The organism is Fuscovulum sp. (assembly GCA_035192965.1).
GTDB lineage: Bacteria > Pseudomonadota > Alphaproteobacteria > Rhodobacterales > Rhodobacteraceae > Paragemmobacter.
Map to the genome: position 1 here is coordinate 3521582 of CP136571.1, position 13945 is coordinate 3535526.

General features: G+C 67.1%; 16 protein-coding genes. 5 read left to right on the forward strand and 11 right to left on the reverse strand.

Going from position 1 to position 13945, the window contains the following annotated elements:
- Positions 1–86: 86 nt before the first annotated feature.
- Entirely contained in the window at positions 87–401 is a 315-nt protein-coding gene (locus RSE12_17305; protein ID WRH62107.1) for a hypothetical protein, read from the forward strand.
- A gap of 18 nt (positions 402–419) precedes the next feature.
- Here the strand turns inward: RSE12_17305 and RSE12_17310 are convergent, their stop codons facing one another.
- The 5 genes from RSE12_17310 to meaB all read right to left on the reverse strand — a co-directional run bounded on the left by RSE12_17310 (position 420) and on the right by meaB (position 3537).
- Positions 420–878: a low molecular weight protein-tyrosine-phosphatase gene (locus RSE12_17310; GenBank protein WRH62108.1), complete on the reverse strand. Its 459-nt coding sequence runs from the start codon at positions 876–878 to the stop codon at positions 420–422.
- Between the two features lie 106 nt (positions 879–984).
- Positions 985–1506 carry a copper chaperone PCu(A)C gene (locus RSE12_17315; GenBank protein WRH62109.1) on the reverse strand — a complete coding sequence of 174 codons (522 nt, stop codon included), beginning with the start codon at positions 1504–1506 and terminating at the stop codon, positions 985–987.
- A 46-nt stretch (positions 1507–1552) separates the two neighbouring features.
- Entirely contained in the window at positions 1553–1897 is a 345-nt protein-coding gene (locus RSE12_17320) for a hypothetical protein (protein WRH62110.1), read from the reverse strand.
- A 121-nt stretch (positions 1898–2018) separates the two neighbouring features.
- Positions 2019–2306 carry a 50S ribosomal protein L28 gene (gene rpmB / locus RSE12_17325; protein WRH62111.1) on the reverse strand — a complete coding sequence of 96 codons (288 nt, stop codon included), beginning with the start codon at positions 2304–2306 and terminating at the stop codon, positions 2019–2021.
- Between the two features lie 229 nt (positions 2307–2535).
- Complete coding sequence (meaB, locus tag RSE12_17330) at positions 2536–3537, reverse strand: methylmalonyl Co-A mutase-associated GTPase MeaB (protein ID WRH62112.1); 1002 nt, start codon at positions 3535–3537, stop codon at positions 2536–2538.
- Between the two features lie 162 nt (positions 3538–3699).
- Here meaB and RSE12_17335 point away from each other — a divergent pair, with 162 nt between their 5' ends.
- From RSE12_17335 to RSE12_17345, 3 genes are all read left to right on the forward strand, one after another.
- Entirely contained in the window at positions 3700–4470 is a 771-nt protein-coding gene (locus RSE12_17335; protein WRH62113.1) for a DUF3108 domain-containing protein, read from the forward strand.
- A gap of 53 nt (positions 4471–4523) precedes the next feature.
- Entirely contained in the window at positions 4524–6968 is a 2445-nt protein-coding gene (gene hrpB / locus RSE12_17340; protein ID WRH62114.1) for an ATP-dependent helicase HrpB, read from the forward strand.
- A gap of 255 nt (positions 6969–7223) precedes the next feature.
- Positions 7224–8405 (forward strand): MFS transporter, encoded by a 1182-nt coding sequence (locus RSE12_17345; GenBank protein ID WRH62115.1) that lies wholly within the window; start codon positions 7224–7226, stop codon positions 8403–8405.
- A 13-nt stretch (positions 8406–8418) separates the two neighbouring features.
- Here RSE12_17345 and RSE12_17350 read toward each other — a convergent pair whose 3' ends face one another.
- From RSE12_17350 to RSE12_17375, 6 genes are all read right to left on the reverse strand, one after another.
- Positions 8419–8970, reverse strand: a complete 552-nt coding sequence (locus RSE12_17350) for an isochorismatase family protein (GenBank protein ID WRH62116.1) — start codon at positions 8968–8970, stop codon at positions 8419–8421.
- Positions 8971–8974: 4 nt separating this feature from the next.
- Positions 8975–9469 carry a DUF1993 domain-containing protein gene (locus RSE12_17355; GenBank protein ID WRH62117.1) on the reverse strand — a complete coding sequence of 165 codons (495 nt, stop codon included), beginning with the start codon at positions 9467–9469 and terminating at the stop codon, positions 8975–8977.
- Between the two features lie 52 nt (positions 9470–9521).
- The gene (locus RSE12_17360) at positions 9522–10304 is read right to left on the reverse strand and encodes a WYL domain-containing protein (GenBank protein WRH62118.1); all 783 of its coding nucleotides are present in this window, start codon (positions 10302–10304) and stop codon (positions 9522–9524) included.
- An 88-nt stretch (positions 10305–10392) separates the two neighbouring features.
- Complete coding sequence (gene argF / locus RSE12_17365; GenBank protein ID WRH62119.1) at positions 10393–11319, reverse strand: ornithine carbamoyltransferase; 927 nt, start codon at positions 11317–11319, stop codon at positions 10393–10395.
- A gap of 42 nt (positions 11320–11361) precedes the next feature.
- Positions 11362–11874: a GNAT family N-acetyltransferase gene (locus tag RSE12_17370; protein WRH62120.1), complete on the reverse strand. Its 513-nt coding sequence runs from the start codon at positions 11872–11874 to the stop codon at positions 11362–11364.
- Positions 11861–13045, reverse strand: a complete 1185-nt coding sequence (locus tag RSE12_17375) for an aspartate aminotransferase family protein (protein WRH62121.1) — start codon at positions 13043–13045, stop codon at positions 11861–11863. The genes RSE12_17370 and RSE12_17375 overlap by 14 nt, the downstream gene beginning before the upstream one ends.
- Before the next feature lie 294 nt (positions 13046–13339).
- Between RSE12_17375 and RSE12_17380 the strand changes: the two genes are divergently transcribed.
- Positions 13340–13942 (forward strand): GcrA family cell cycle regulator, encoded by a 603-nt coding sequence (locus tag RSE12_17380; protein WRH62122.1) that lies wholly within the window; start codon positions 13340–13342, stop codon positions 13940–13942.
- Positions 13943–13945 lie beyond the last annotated feature (3 nt).

The following is a 13945-nucleotide window of genomic DNA, read 5'->3' on the forward strand; positions in this document are numbered from 1 at the left end:
GCCGAATCGGCATAGTCGCCCCAGAAAAAACGATCACCGCAGGGGGCGTGCGCCGCACCGCCTTGCCGGGGACAAGAGGCAGAGAAATGAAAACCGTCCTGTTCTGCGTGGCATTGGCCGCGCTGGCCCTTCCCGTTTCCACCGCCCCGGCCTCTGCCGGGCAGATCGAACGCGCCTGCCTGCGGTCCGACCGCGACGCCGCAAACCGCAGCCTGTGCGCCTGCATCCAGCAGGTCGCCGACATGACGCTGCGCAGTGGTGACCAGCGCCGCGCAGCCGCCTTCTTCCGCGATCCCGACCGCGCGCATGAAACCTGGATGTCCAAGCGCGACGGGGATGATGCCTTCTGGGAACGCTACAAGAATTTCGGCGCCACGGCCGAGGCCTATTGCGCCGGCTGACGCGCCCGCTGGTTCAACTCAGTCGCGCACGGCCTTCAATTCGGCAATCAAACCCCGCGCCGCATCCTCAATCATGTCCAGCGCGCGGTCATATTCCCCCGTATACCACGGGTCCGGCACCGCATCGCCATGCTGCGGCGCATGACGCAGGAACAATTCCGGCTCTGCCCCGCCCTCCGGGCGCAGGGCCTGCAAATCGCGCAGATTGGCGCGGTCCATCGCATAGATACGGTCAAAGCGGGTGAAATCCTCGCGCGTCACCTGCCGCGCCCGCAGGAGTGACAGGTCATAGCCCCGCGCCCGTGCTGCAGTGACGGCGGGCGGATGCGGCGGTTCGCCCGCATGCCAGCCGCCCGTGCCGCAACTGTCCACCTCAAGGGTCAACCCCTCGGCCCTTGCCATTGCCCGCACCACGCCCTCGGCCGTGGGGGACCGGCAAATATTGCCCAGACAGACGAAAAGGATGCGCTTTGCCATACCCCAAGGGATGGCAAAGCGCGCTTGGCTTGGCAAGTGCGCCCAGCCTAATAATCGGGCCTACAAATCAGCCCAGCAAATCAACCCGGCAACTCAGCCAGCCAGATCAGCCGCCCATGCCATGGCCGCTATGATCATGGCCGTCGCCATGATCCATCATCATGCCACCATCCTCGGGCTTGCGTTCATTGTCGACCGTGGCCTCGATCACCACCTCGCCCGACGCCTCGAAGGTCAGCGTCACGGGGAAGGTGTCGCCATCCTTCAACTCGCGCGTCAGGCCCAGCAGCATCACGTGATCGCCGCCGCGCGCCAGCGCATGCATCTCACCCGCCGGGATGGCAAAGCCTTCCTCGACATGCAGCATCTGCATCACGCCATTCGCGTCTTCGAGATGCGTGTGCAACTCCACCCGCTCGGCCACATCGGATGCTGCGCCCAGCAGACGGTCATCCGTGGTGGTGTTGTTGTGGATCATCAGAAAGATCGCGCCGGATGCGCCAACCTGCCCGGTGCTGCGGGCATAGATGTCATGCACATGCATCCCCTCGGGGTGCTCTTCCGCCGTGGCGGGAATCGACAGGAACAGGGTCGCCGCCAAGGCGGCAAGGGAAAGACGGAACGTCATGGATCATGTCCTTGTTGGTCTGTGAAAGAAAGCTCAGGCTTGCAAGTCACAGAAACAGGGGCGGTCCGCGCGCCGTGGGCCGTGGCGCGACCATGGGATGGGCATCGGGGCCGGACAGCCCAGCCCGGACCTGCGCCATCCGCCCCATCGGGCGCGCCACCTGCGGCGCATCGGGCGCCACGCCCGCCGCCAAGGTCAGGCATTCCGGGCAATGATGCACCACCGGCAACGGGTCGCCAAAGGCATCCAGCGTGATGACCTCTTCGACGCCGGGTGTGCCGCAGATCACGATCTGCATCGCCCCTGCCGCCCGCATATGCGCCACCGCAGCCGTGACCGAGGTCAGCGACAACATCAGCGCAAGACAGACAAAGGAGACCAGACGCAGCATCATCCGCCCCCTCTAGCGCAGCCGGGGCGCGCGGGAAAGAGGACCATTCGCCGCTTGGCACAAATGCGAAAGGCCCCGCTGCGGCGCGCGCAGCGGGGCCTTTCGGAAACGGCAACAGGAATCAGGCGGCAGCCTGAGCCTTGGCAATCTCTTTCTTGATCTTCAGGGCGGTGGGCGACAGTTCGTCATCCTTCGCCTTGGCGAGGAAGGCATCCAGGCCGCCGCGATGGTCAACCGACCGCAGGCCAGCCGCCGAAATGCGCAGCTTGAACGATTGCCCAAGCACGTCCGAGATCAGCGTGACCTCGTTCAGGTTCGGCAGGAAGCGGCGACGCGACTTGTTGTTCGCGTGGCTCACGGTGTTGCCGGTCATCGGGCCCTTGCCCGTCAGTTCGCAGACGCGCGACATCGTCGTGTTCCTTCGTGTGTAAAATGGACATCCCCCGAGTCACCCCGGGTGTCCGAATTCGATTTGGGGCGTGTAAGGGCAAAGCCCGCCCCCGTCAAGCGACCCCGAACAGGGGTTCCGTCTCCGGGCATGATTTTTCGCAGGAAAATCGTAGGCCCGGACAACGATTTTCCTGCGAAAAATCAGTCCGGCCCCCGCGCCCCTCATCGCTGCGACCCCAGTTCGCGACTCAGTCCAGCCCACGCAGCATCTCCGCCGCCGCCGCCTCTGGCGTCAGCCGCCCGGCCTCGACCTCGGCCCCCAGATCGGCCAGCCGACCCCGCGCCTGACCCTGTGCCAGCACGGCCAGCAAGCCCTGCCGCACCTCTTCCTCGAACCAGTGCCGCGCCTGCGCCGCGCGCCGCGCCTGCCAATGCCCGTGCGCCTGCCGCCACTTCGCCAGCGCCTGCATCTCTGCCCATGCGGCTGCCAGCCCCTCTGCCGCCAGCGCCGAAACGGGCATCGCCTTGGGAAACCCCTCCGGGTCCTGCGGGCGGCGGCGCAAAAGGCGCAACGCCCCCGCATAATCCGCCATGGTGCGCAGCGCGGCGGGCTTCAGGTCACCATCCGCCTTGTTCACTAGGATCAGGTCCGCCATCTCCATGATCCCGCGCTTCACGCCCTGCAACTCATCCCCCCCCGCCGGGGCCAGAAGCAGCAGGAACAGATCGCAAATCTCGGCCACCACGGTTTCCGATTGGCCCACCCCCACCGTCTCGATCAGCACGATGTCGAACCCCGCCGCCTCGCACAGCGCCACCGCCTCACGCGACCGCCGCGCCACGCCGCCCATCTGCGCCTGACTGGGCGAGGGGCGGATGAAGGCGCGCGGATCGCGGGTCAATTGCTCCATCCGTGTCTTGTCGCCCAGAATCGACCCGCCCGACCGGGCCGAGCTTGGATCAACCGCCAGCACCGCCACGCGCTTGCCCTGCCCCGTCAGCATCAGGCCGAAACTCTCGATAAAGGTGGATTTCCCCACCCCCGGCGTGCCCGAAAGGCCCAGCCGCAGCGCTTGCCGCCCCGCCGCCGCCTGTCCCGGTGCCCGCAGCCGCGCCAGCAGGTCCAAGGCCTGCGCCCGGTGATCGGCCCGCCCGCTTTCCACCAGCGTGATCGCCCGCGCCAGCGCCCGGCGATCCCCCGCCGCCACGCCTTCGGCCAGCGCCGCGATGTCGTTGTCCCTGCCGGCCATGCCGTCCCCCGGATCGTCCCACTTGGCCCCCGCGCCCGTCATGTGAAATTCACACAACTGTGGGGCAGCCGGTCTTTTGTGCCCGACCCACGCGGGTTATGCCAGAGCTGCAACCGGCGGCGGCGCGATTCCGGCCCCGCCCCGATCGTAAGGCCGCCGCTGATGCAGACGACCGCCCGCCCCGTTGCCCCCCCTTCCCCCCGCGCGCTGGCCCTCGCTGCCGTCGCCTCTCTGACGCTGGCCCTTGCCGCGCCATTGCCCGCACAGGCACAGACCGCGCAGGAAAGCGGTCAGTTCGATCTGGTGATGACCGGCATCACCGCCGCCAAGCTGGATTTTTCCGCCAGCCAGCAAGGCGACGCCTACAACGTGACCGCAGGTTTCATCTCAACCGGCCTTCTGGCGCTGATGCGGCGGATTGAGTTCACCGCGCAGGCCGAAGGGGTGATTCAGGGCGACCTGCCCCGCCCCACCCGGTATGCGGCGCAGGCAAAGGCCGGTCGCCGCTCCGGCGAAACGGTGATGGATTACACCGATGGCGTGCCACTGCTGCGCGTGGACCTGCCAGCCCGCGAAGCGGCGGATTGGCAGATCGACGCCGCCACGCAAGGCGGCACCGTGGACCCGATCAGCGCGCTCTACCTCACCCTGCGCGACGTGGCGCCGGGCGCTGAATGCAACCGCCGCTTCAAGATGTTCGATGGCCGCCGCGCCACCGAACTGACTGTCGGCCCCTCTCGCCCCGGCGAAGGCGGCACGGTCACCTGCACCGGCGAATACCGCCGCATCGCAGGCTACCCGCCCGAGGATATGGAAGAAAGAACACGCTTCCCCTTCACCCTCACCCTTATGCCCACCGAAAACGGCCTGCTGCGCGTGACCGAGGTGGAAATGGACAGCCTCATCGGCAAGGCAAGGCTGATCCGCCGCTGAATCTGCCCCCTCTGCCCTCTGGCCCAAAGCCCCCGCCCCCGCGATAAGGGGCCATGACCGACTCAGGCCCCGCCCCCCTGCCCATCGACGATGCCCTGCCCGCCCTGCGGGCAGCGCTTTCCGCGCGCGGCATGGCGGTGTTGCAGGCCCCCCCCGGCGCGGGCAAGACAACCCGCGTGCCGCTCGACATTCTCGCCGCCGGTCTGGTGACCACAGGCCGCATCCTGATGCTGGAACCCCGCCGCCTTGCCGCCCGCGCCGCGGCAGAACGGATGGCGGAAACGCTGGGCCAATCCGTAGGTCAAACGGTGGGCTACCGCATGCGCGGCGAGGCGAAGGTCAGCCCCACCACACGGATCGAGGTGGTCACCGAAGGCATCCTCACCCGCATGATCCAGTCCGACCCCGGCCTTGAAGGCATCGGCGCGGTGATCTTTGATGAATTCCACGAACGCAGCCTGAATGCCGATCTGGGCCTTGCACTCTGCCTCGAAATCCGCAGCGCCCTGCGCGATGACCTGATCCTTCTGGTCATGTCGGCCACGCTGGACGCCGCCCCCGTCGCCCGCCTGATGAGCGATGCACCCATGGTCACTTCTGAGGGCCGCGCCTTCCCGGTGGAAACCCGCTGGCTGCCACGCCCCCCGGACGCCTCCCTGCGGTATGAGGCCGCGATGGCCAACCTGATCCAGCAGGCATGGGAGGAAACCGATCAGGGCGGCATCCTGTGCTTCCTGCCCGGCGAAGGCGAAATTCGCCGCGTCGAAGCCGCCCTTACCCCCCGCCTGCCACCCGGTATGGTGATCCGCCCCCTGTTCGGCGCGATGGATTTCACCGCCCAGCGCGCGGCGCTTGCCCCCGTGCCGGGGCGCAAGATCGTGCTGGCCACCTCCATCGCGGAAACCTCGCTCACCATTCCCGATATCCGCGTCGTGGTGGATGGCGGCCGTGCCCGCCGCGCACGCTTTGACGCGCCCTCTGGCATGTCGCGCCTTGTCACCGAGCGCGTGACAAAGGCCGAAGCGGAACAGCGGCGCGGCCGCGCCGGACGCGTGGCCCCCGGCACCTGCTACCGGCTCTGGACCAAGGGCGAAGAAGGCGGCCTGTCCGCCTTCCCCCCGGCCGAGATTGAGGCCGCCGACCTTACCCCCCTCGCCCTTGAACTCGCCCTCTGGGGCGGGGCCGACCTGCCCTTCCTCACGCCCCCCCATCCCGGCGTGCTGGCCGAGGCGCAGGCCCTGCTGGCCGATCTTGGCGCGCTGGATGGGGCTGGCCGCATCACCGACCATGGCAAGCGCCTTGCCACCCTGCCGCTGCATCCTCGCCTTGGCCATATGCTGGCCATCGCAGGCCCCGCTGCCGCCCCCCTTGCCGCCTTGCTGGCCGAACGTGACCCGCTGCGTGGCGACCCGCCCGATCTGACCACCCGCCTCAAGGCCATCGACCGCCCCCCGCCACAGGCCCACCGCCCCACCATCGACCGCATCCGGGATGAGGCGAAACGCCTCTCCCGCGCCATCCCCCAGGGCACACAAGACGGCCTGTCCCCCGCGCAGATGGCAGCACTGGCCTACCCCGACCGGATTGGCATGCGCCGCAAGGGCGACGCCCCGCGCTGGGTGCTGTCGGGCGGCAAGGGCGCGGCCATGGCCGCAGGCCTGCCCCTGTCGGGCGCAAGGCTGATCGTCGCCACCGATCTGGACGGCGACCCGCGCGAGGCGACGATCCGGCAGGCAATCTCCATCACCGAGTCCGAATTGCGCGCCCTGTTTGCCGACCGCATCCGCTGGCACGACCTCTGCGAATGGTCCCGCCGCGAAGGCCGCGTGCTCGCCCGCCGTCAGGAGCGGCTGGGCGCGCTGGTGCTGGATGATCGGATCTGGCCCGACGCCCCGGCCGAGGCGATGGCCCGCGCCGCGCTTGACGGGATCCACCAGCTTGGCCTGCCCTGGACCGCCGCCGCCCGCCGCCTGCGCGCCCGCGTGGAACTGGCCCGCGGCGGTGGCACCGATTTCCCCGACATGACCGATGCGGCGCTGATCGCGACGCTGGAAGATTGGCTCCTCCCCCATCTGGGCCGCGCCAGAACCGAAGCCGACCTTCGTGCTTTCGACACGACAAACGCACTCAAGGCCATGCTGGATTGGGACCAGACCCAGCGCCTTGATACGCTGGTGCCCGCCCATTTCAACACCCCCCTCGGCCGCCATGTGCCGATTGATTACGATGGCGAGGCCCCGGCAATCGAAGTGCGCCTGCAGGAAATGTTCGGCGTCACCCGCCACCCGGTCGTGGGCGCGGCACGGCTGCCCTTGCGCATCACGCTCCTCTCGCCCGGCCAGCGCCCGGTGCAGGTGACGATGGACCTGCCCCGCTTTTGGGCCACCTCCTATGCCGATGTGCGCAAGGACATGCGCGGGGCATACCCGCGCCACCCTTGGCCCGAAGACCCGACCGTGGCCGAACCCACCCTGCGCGCCAAACCCCGCGGCACCTGATCGCACGATTTTTCTGCGAAAAATCACGATCAGATCCGTCTGTGAGGGATTGGCCACCGATCTTCGCAGAAGATCGTCCCTTCTGAAATTTCGCAGAAATTTCGCAGGGCGCGCGCGACGGCACCCTCACAGGCCAGAGTCATGGGCCAGAATCATAAGCCAGAAACGCGCTGTAACGAAACGTCAACGCATCGCCCCTTTCGCCGGGCCAGCCGCTCGCTTATGCAACAAGCCGACCTGTCCGGAGCGTTTTCGATGACCGACCTGCACATCACCCGCCGTGGCCGCTGGGCAGTTTCGGCCATGTTCCTGGCCAATGGCTTTGTCATGGGGGCCTGGGCGCCGCAGATCCCGCTCCTGCTGCCGCGCCATCAGATCACCGAGGCGACGCTGGGCCTGCTGATCCTTGTCCTCGGCCTTGGCGCCATCGGGGCCATGCTCTTTTCCGGCCGGTTGATCGAGATATTCGGCGCGCGCCGCGTGCTGCGCGTCTTTGCTCTGTCCATCCTGCCCGCACTGCCGCTGGTGGTTTTCGCGCCCAACCTGATGCTGCTGATCCCCGCCATGGCGCTGTTCGGCGCGACGCTTGGCTCCATGGATGTGGTGATGAACGCCCATGCGGTAGAGGTGGAACGCAGGCTTGGCCGCGCCGTCATGTCCTCGCTCCATGGATTCTGGAGCGTGGGCGGCTTTCTTGGCGGTGCGGGCGGCGGCTGGCTGTTGGCCCATCTGGGGGCCGGGGGGCAGGCGCTCTGGGCCGCGGGCATGGCCGCGCTGGCGGTGCTGGTGGCGATGCCCTTCCTTGCCCCCGATGACGCGCGCCCCGTCCTTGCCCCCGGCGCCACACCCGAACGGGCGCAGCTCGTGCCGCGCGCGGCCTCGGTCTGGATCCTCGGGCTGCTGGCGCTGTTCTGCATGGTGCCCGAAGGTGCGGTGCTGGATTGGGCCGCGCTCTATGTGCGTCAGGAACTGGGGGCCGAGGTGGCGCGCTCCGGTCTTGCCTTCGCCTTCTTCTCTGCCGCCATGGCCATCATGCGCTTTGCAGGCGATGGCGTGCGCAACCGCTTTGGCGCGGTGGCCACGCTGCGTTGGTCAGGGCTGATCGCTTCCGTCGGTCTGATGGGCGCGGCGCTGGCCCCGAATGAGGTCGCGGCGCTTGCGGGATTCTTCCTGGCAGGTCTGGGTGTCGCCAACATGATGCCGATCATGTTCTCCGCCGCAGGAAACCTGCCCGGCATGTCGCCCGGCGCGGGGATCGCAGCCGTGTCGATGATGGCCTATTCCGGCATCCTCGTCGCGCCCTCGGCCATCGGCTTTGTCGCCGAACATGTGGGTTTCCGGCTTACCTATGGCGCGCTGGCGGTGCTGCTGGTGGTGGTGGCGCTCATGGCCCGCCGCTCAGCCCCGGCCGATGGCCTGCGCCCCGTCCCCGCCTGATCGTCCCCCCTGATCAGGCGGCGATCACCGCCGCCACCTCATCGGCCCGCAGCACGCGCGCGAAATCCGCGCCCAGCACGGCCAGGGTCATGCGCAAGATATCCCGCGCATCCAGCCGCCCGCCATCCAGCGCCGCAAGGTCAAAGGCCAGCAGCGCATCCTCGGGCAGCAGCACCGCGAACCCAAGGTCTGACGCCGACCGCACGGTCGATGTCACGCAAAAGGCCGCCACCGCACCCACCACGACGACGCGCTCCACCCCCATCTGCCGCAACAGCGCCTCCAGCCCCGTCCCGGCAAAGGCCGAAGACCGGGATTTCCACAGCACCGGCTCCCCCGCCACAGGCAGCGCGCAGGGCATCGGCTGCCCCCCCGGCAGATCGCGCGCAAAAGGCGTGCCGGGCTCATCGTGGAACACATGCACCACGGGCCAGCCCTGCCCCCGGAACAACGCCAGCAGCGCCGCGACATGCGCCTCGGCCTGCGGATTGGCCTGCTGGCGGCCTGCCGCGATGCGGTCGGCCATACCCATCTGCATGTCGATGGAAAGCAGCGCGGTCCTCATGCCTTTACGCCGCCCCCATGTAATCGCCCTTGCCCAACTCCACCCCGTTGTGGCGCAGGATGTTGTAGGCCGTGGTCAGGTGGAAATGGAACTGCGGCAGGGAATAGAGGTTCAGGAAATTCTCGCCACTCAGCGTGACCTCTTGCCCCCGCATCTTCAGCGTGATCGCCCGCGTCTCGGCCCCGTCATAGCGGGCAGGCTCGAACCCCGCCATATAGCCCCGCGCCGCGCGGATGCGGTCCTGCAATTCGGCAAAGGTCGTTTCGGTATCGGGAAAGCCCTTCGGTTCCTCCCCGGCCAGCCGCGCCGCCGCGCGGGCCGCGAAATCGCAGGCCAATTGCACCTGCCGCACAAAGGGGAACATGTCAGGGTAAAGCCGGAAGGTCAGCATCGCCTCAGGCTTGATATTGCGCGCCGCACAATGCGCCTCGGCCTTGGTCAGAATGGTGGACAGGTTGGCAAGGAAACGGTCGTAAACGGCGACGGAACGGTGATGCATGGCGGGGTCCTTGATGGGGTTGGTGCGACCGTCTGCCCGTCAAGGCCCCGTGTCAACAGCCGTCCTCGGCATCGGGGTCGCCCCTCATCTCGCCCGTCTCGATATCCCAACGCTCGTCCCCCCCGGGATCGAAGTGCCGCCAGTCGCGCAAAAGCGCATCGCGCGACTTGGGCACAGACGGACCGATCTGCGGTGCGGCAATCTGGTCGATGCGAAAGGTCCGGAACGCCTGACGCAGGGTGCAAAAGGCCAGAAGGCACACCCCATGATGCGTCAGGCCCAAGGGCCAGACCTCGCGCGCGGACCTCGCACTATCCGATGCCGTATAGATGAAGCCAAGGACGCGGCTATCGCGCAGGGCGGCAAGAACCGCCGCGCGCACCGGGCTGCCCGAACTGTCATCCGCCGCCATCACGGGCGGCAAAAGCGACAACTCGCCCCCCGCCAGCGCGACAAGCCGGCTGCGGGTGGCGGGCGTCAACGCCTCCATCACCTGATGCAGCAGGTCCGCCGCATCGCCCAGCATTGACCTGTCATGCCCATGCTGCCGCACCGAACGGAGCGCGGTGACCAGCGTCGTCACCTCGTCGGATGTGGCCTGCAACACGATGCGTTCGGACCGCCCCGTCCAGATCAGGTGATTGCGCGCCCACCATTCCATCGGCACGCCAGTGGCAATCCAGCCATCCACCTCAACCCGCAGATCGCGCCGCCGAAGCCCCAAGGCCCGCGACAGCGCCCGTGTAAGGTGCAGCCGACCGTTCTGCGCCACCAGATCGGTCAGCAGCAGATGGCGCAAGCGGGCAGAGCTGGGAAACAGGGGTCTGGACGACACGGCAACACTCGCAAAAGGCACAACAGATCAGGACGCGCACCCCAAATTTCTTCGAAGAAATTTGCAAAAATCTTCGAAGATTTTTGGCTCACACCCCCAGACACCAGCGCATCACCGCCTTTTGCGCGTGCAGGCGGTTCTCGGCCTCGTCAAAGATCACCGAATGCGGGCCGTCCATCACCGCGCTTGTCGCCTCATCGTTGCGGTGCGCGGGCAGGCAATGCATGAACAGGCTGTCAGGCTTTGCCCGGCTCATCAGCTGTTCGTTCACCTGATAGGGGCGCAGTTGGTTGTGGCGGCGTTCCTTGGCCGATTCCGGGTCATGCATCGACACCCAGGTGTCGGTCACCACCAGATCAGCCCCCTCCACCGCCGTGAACGGATCGCGCTGGATCGTCACCTTGCTGCCCTTGCCCCGGGCGAACTCTACGAACTTGTCTTCGGGGTCCAGCGTTTCCGGCCCCGTGAAGGTGAAATCGAACCCGAACTGCCCCGCCGCGTGCAGGAAGCTGGCCGCGACATTGTTGCCGTCACCGCACCACACCACTTTTTTCCCCGCGATGGGGCCGCGATGTTCCTCATAGGTCATCACATCGGCCATGATCTGGCAGGGATGGGTGCGGTTGGTCAGCCCGTTGATCACCGGCACCGTGGCATGTTCCGCCATCTCCAGCAGCGTCGCCTCTTCAAACGTGCGGATCATAATCAGATCCACATAGCGTGACAGAACCCGCGCCGTATCGGCAATCGTCTCACCATGGCCCAGCTGCATTTCCTTGCCCGACAGGACCATCGTCTCGCCGCCCATCTGGCGCACGCCTACATCGAAACTCACGCGAGTCCGGGTCGAGGGCTTCTCGAAGATCAGCGCCACCATCCGCCCCTTCAAGGGCTGGTCATCATCCGGCGCGCCGCGCGGGCGGCCATTGCGGGCTGATTTCATCGCATGGGCGTTGTCGATCATCGCCCGCAGCTCGGCCGCGTCGGTCTTGTGGATATCAAGGAAGTGTTTCATGTCATTTCGCTTTTAGGGGGCTAAGCCCCAAGATGGGTGGTTTCACCAAGAGGAAGAGGCGGGATCGAATTCCATAACAACAACCGGATCACCATCCTCGCAGGGCGCGATGCCGCGCGGCACGAAACCCGCTCGGAGGTAGCAGCGCACAGCGCGTTCATTATCGGGGCTGGGGTCGATGACCACCGCCGTTGCCCCGGCCGCCACCAGGTCGCGGCAGCGCTGGTGCAGATAGCGCGGCGCATGGCCCTGCCCCAGAAAGGCTGGATCGCCTAGGAATGTATCTACCCCCCGCGCGGCGGGCGGAAACCCGGCAAACTGCGGCGCGCCCCAATGATGCGCGGGGTAATCCTGCACATAGGCAAAGGGCAGGTCCCCCAATGCGACAAGGCGCATATCGGTCGGGCCATCGTCAATGTCCTCGTCGATCAGCGCGATCTCTTCCTCCGGGTCGCCCCACCACGCCCGCACATGGGGCTGGGCCAGCCAGCCCCGCAGCAGCGGGTAATCGGCGCGGGTCACCCGCGGGAAGGCATAGGCCTCATGCGGCGACATCGGCCTTCACCCGTTGGGCGGCGCGGTCCAGCCGCGCCACGGCCTCGGTGATATCCGCATCCGTGATGTTCAGCGCAGGCAACAGGCGCAGCACGTTATCCGCCGCCGGCACCGTCAGCAGATGCTCGCCGTAAGCCGCCTTCACCACATCCGTATTCGGCGCGCGGCATTTCAGGCCCATGATCAGGCCCTGCCCCCGCACCGCCTCGAACACCTCGGGATGGCTGGCGACCAACCCCTCGAGCCCCTGACGGAAGCGCGCGCCCTTGGCCTTCACCGCATCAAGAAAGGCGTCGTCCGACACGATCTCCACCACCTTAGCCCCCACGGCGCAGCCTAGCGGGTTGCCGCCATAGGTGGACCCGTGCGATCCCGCCACCATGCCCACCGCCGCAGCCTCTGTCGCCAGAACCGCGCCCAGCGGGAAGCCGCCGCCGATGCCCTTCGCCACCATCATGATATCGGGCGTCACGCCCGACCATTCATGCGCGAACAGCCGCCCGGTCCGGCCCATGCCGCATTGCACCTCATCGAGGATCATCAGCGCGCCGGACTCGTCACACAGATCGCGCAGGCCCTTGAGGCAGGCATCCGGCAACACGCGGATACCGCCTTCGCCCTGAATGGGTTCCACCATGATCGCCGCCGTCCGCGGCCCGATCGCCGCGCGCAGTGCGTCATGGTCGCCGAATTTCAGATGCACGAAGCCCGGCATCAGGGGACCATACCCCTTGACCATCTTCTCCGACCCCGCCGCCGCGATGGCCCCGGTGGACCGTCCATGGAAAGCCCCTTCGAAACAGAGGATCTCCACCCGCTCGGGCTGGCCTTTTTCGTACCAGTATTTCCGCGCCATCTTGATGGCCAGTTCCGCGGCTTCCGTCCCGGAATTGGTGAAGAACACCGTGTCGGCAAAAGTCCGGTCGACCAACATCTCGGCCAGCCGTTCCTGTTCGGGAATGCGGTACAGGTTCGACACATGCCACAGCTTGGCCGCCTGCGCGCTGATCACCTCGACCAGCGCAGGGTGGGCATGGCCCAGCGCGTTCACGGCAATCCCTGCGCCAAGGTCCAGGTATCGGCTGCCATCCTCGGCCACAAGCCAAGAGCCTTCGCCATGGGTAAAGGCAAGGGGGGCACGGTTATAGGTCGGCAGGACGGCAGAAATCATGGGTCATGTCCTTGAAGCGAAGCCCTAGCCGTAAAGGCCGGGCGGGTGCAAAGTCAACGATTGGTGGGGGGCGGCCCGCAGGTATGGGCCATGGCAACACGTCCGGCGCAATCAGCGTCGGCGTCGGGGCAGCGAAAAAGGTGCGGTCCAGTTGCTCATGCCGTAGGGGCATAAGGCAAAATCCGCGCCTTGAAAAGCCACAACTTCCGGCAGCGCTTGATCTTGCCACGTCCGTCTTGTATCCCGCACTGTCCCGTCTAGAATGGCGGGGAACCATCCACCAAAGGGGTTGTCATGTCCTGGACCGATGAGCGCGTCGAGACGCTCAAGCGCATGTGGGCCGAAGGCCAGTCGGCCTCGCAGATCGCCAAGGAACTGGGCGGCGTCACCCGCAACGCGGTGATCGGCAAGGTCCATCGTCTTGGCCTGTCCAACCGCGTCGCCGGCGGCAAGGACGATGAGGAAGATACCCCCGTCGCCGCCGCCTCGGCCGCCAAGCCCGATCCCCGGCCCGAACCGGCCGCGCGCCCCGAACCCGCGGCGCGCACGGCACCCGAACGCCCGGCCGCCGCCGCGCCCGCCGCTGCACCGTCCAATGTCACGCCTTTGCCGATCCGCAAGGCCATCGTTCCCGCAGGCCAGCCCCTGCCGCCGCAGCCTTCCGCCAATGAGATCAGCCCTGAAGCGCTGGCCTCCGTGCGCGAAGTGGAAAAGCGCGCCCGCCGCCTGACGCTGATGGAACTGACCGAACGCACCTGCAAATGGCCCATCGGCGACCCGGCCACCGATGATTTCTGGTTCTGCGGCCTGCCCTCGCTGCCCGGCAAACCCTATTGCGAGGCGCATGTCGGCGTGGCCTTCCAACCCATGAGCGCGCGCCGCGACCGTCGCCGCTGATCC

Coding starts and splice junctions, on each gene's coding strand:
- argF (WRH62119.1), bottom strand. CDS start 11,319: ATGAAACACTTCCTTGATATCCACAAGACCGACGCGGCCGAGCTGCGG.
- RSE12_17375 (WRH62121.1), bottom strand. CDS start 13,045: ATGATTTCTGCCGTCCTGCCGACCTATAACCGTGCCCCCCTTGCCTTT.
- RSE12_17345 (WRH62115.1), top strand. CDS start 7,224: ATGACCGACCTGCACATCACCCGCCGTGGCCGCTGGGCAGTTTCGGCC.
- RSE12_17380 (WRH62122.1), top strand. CDS start 13,340: ATGTCCTGGACCGATGAGCGCGTCGAGACGCTCAAGCGCATGTGGGCC.
- hrpB (WRH62114.1), top strand. CDS start 4,524: ATGACCGACTCAGGCCCCGCCCCCCTGCCCATCGACGATGCCCTGCCC.
- RSE12_17320 (WRH62110.1), bottom strand. CDS start 1,897: ATGCTGCGTCTGGTCTCCTTTGTCTGTCTTGCGCTGATGTTGTCGCTG.
- RSE12_17350 (WRH62116.1), bottom strand. CDS start 8,970: ATGAGGACCGCGCTGCTTTCCATCGACATGCAGATGGGTATGGCCGAC.
- rpmB (WRH62111.1), bottom strand. CDS start 2,306: ATGTCGCGCGTCTGCGAACTGACGGGCAAGGGCCCGATGACCGGCAAC.
- RSE12_17355 (WRH62117.1), bottom strand. CDS start 9,469: ATGCATCACCGTTCCGTCGCCGTTTACGACCGTTTCCTTGCCAACCTG.
- RSE12_17305 (WRH62107.1), top strand. CDS start 87: ATGAAAACCGTCCTGTTCTGCGTGGCATTGGCCGCGCTGGCCCTTCCC.
- RSE12_17370 (WRH62120.1), bottom strand. CDS start 11,874: ATGTCGCCGCATGAGGCCTATGCCTTCCCGCGGGTGACCCGCGCCGAT.
- RSE12_17310 (WRH62108.1), bottom strand. CDS start 878: ATGGCAAAGCGCATCCTTTTCGTCTGTCTGGGCAATATTTGCCGGTCC.
- RSE12_17335 (WRH62113.1), top strand. CDS start 3,700: ATGCAGACGACCGCCCGCCCCGTTGCCCCCCCTTCCCCCCGCGCGCTG.
- RSE12_17315 (WRH62109.1), bottom strand. CDS start 1,506: ATGACGTTCCGTCTTTCCCTTGCCGCCTTGGCGGCGACCCTGTTCCTG.
- meaB (WRH62112.1), bottom strand. CDS start 3,537: ATGGCCGGCAGGGACAACGACATCGCGGCGCTGGCCGAAGGCGTGGCG.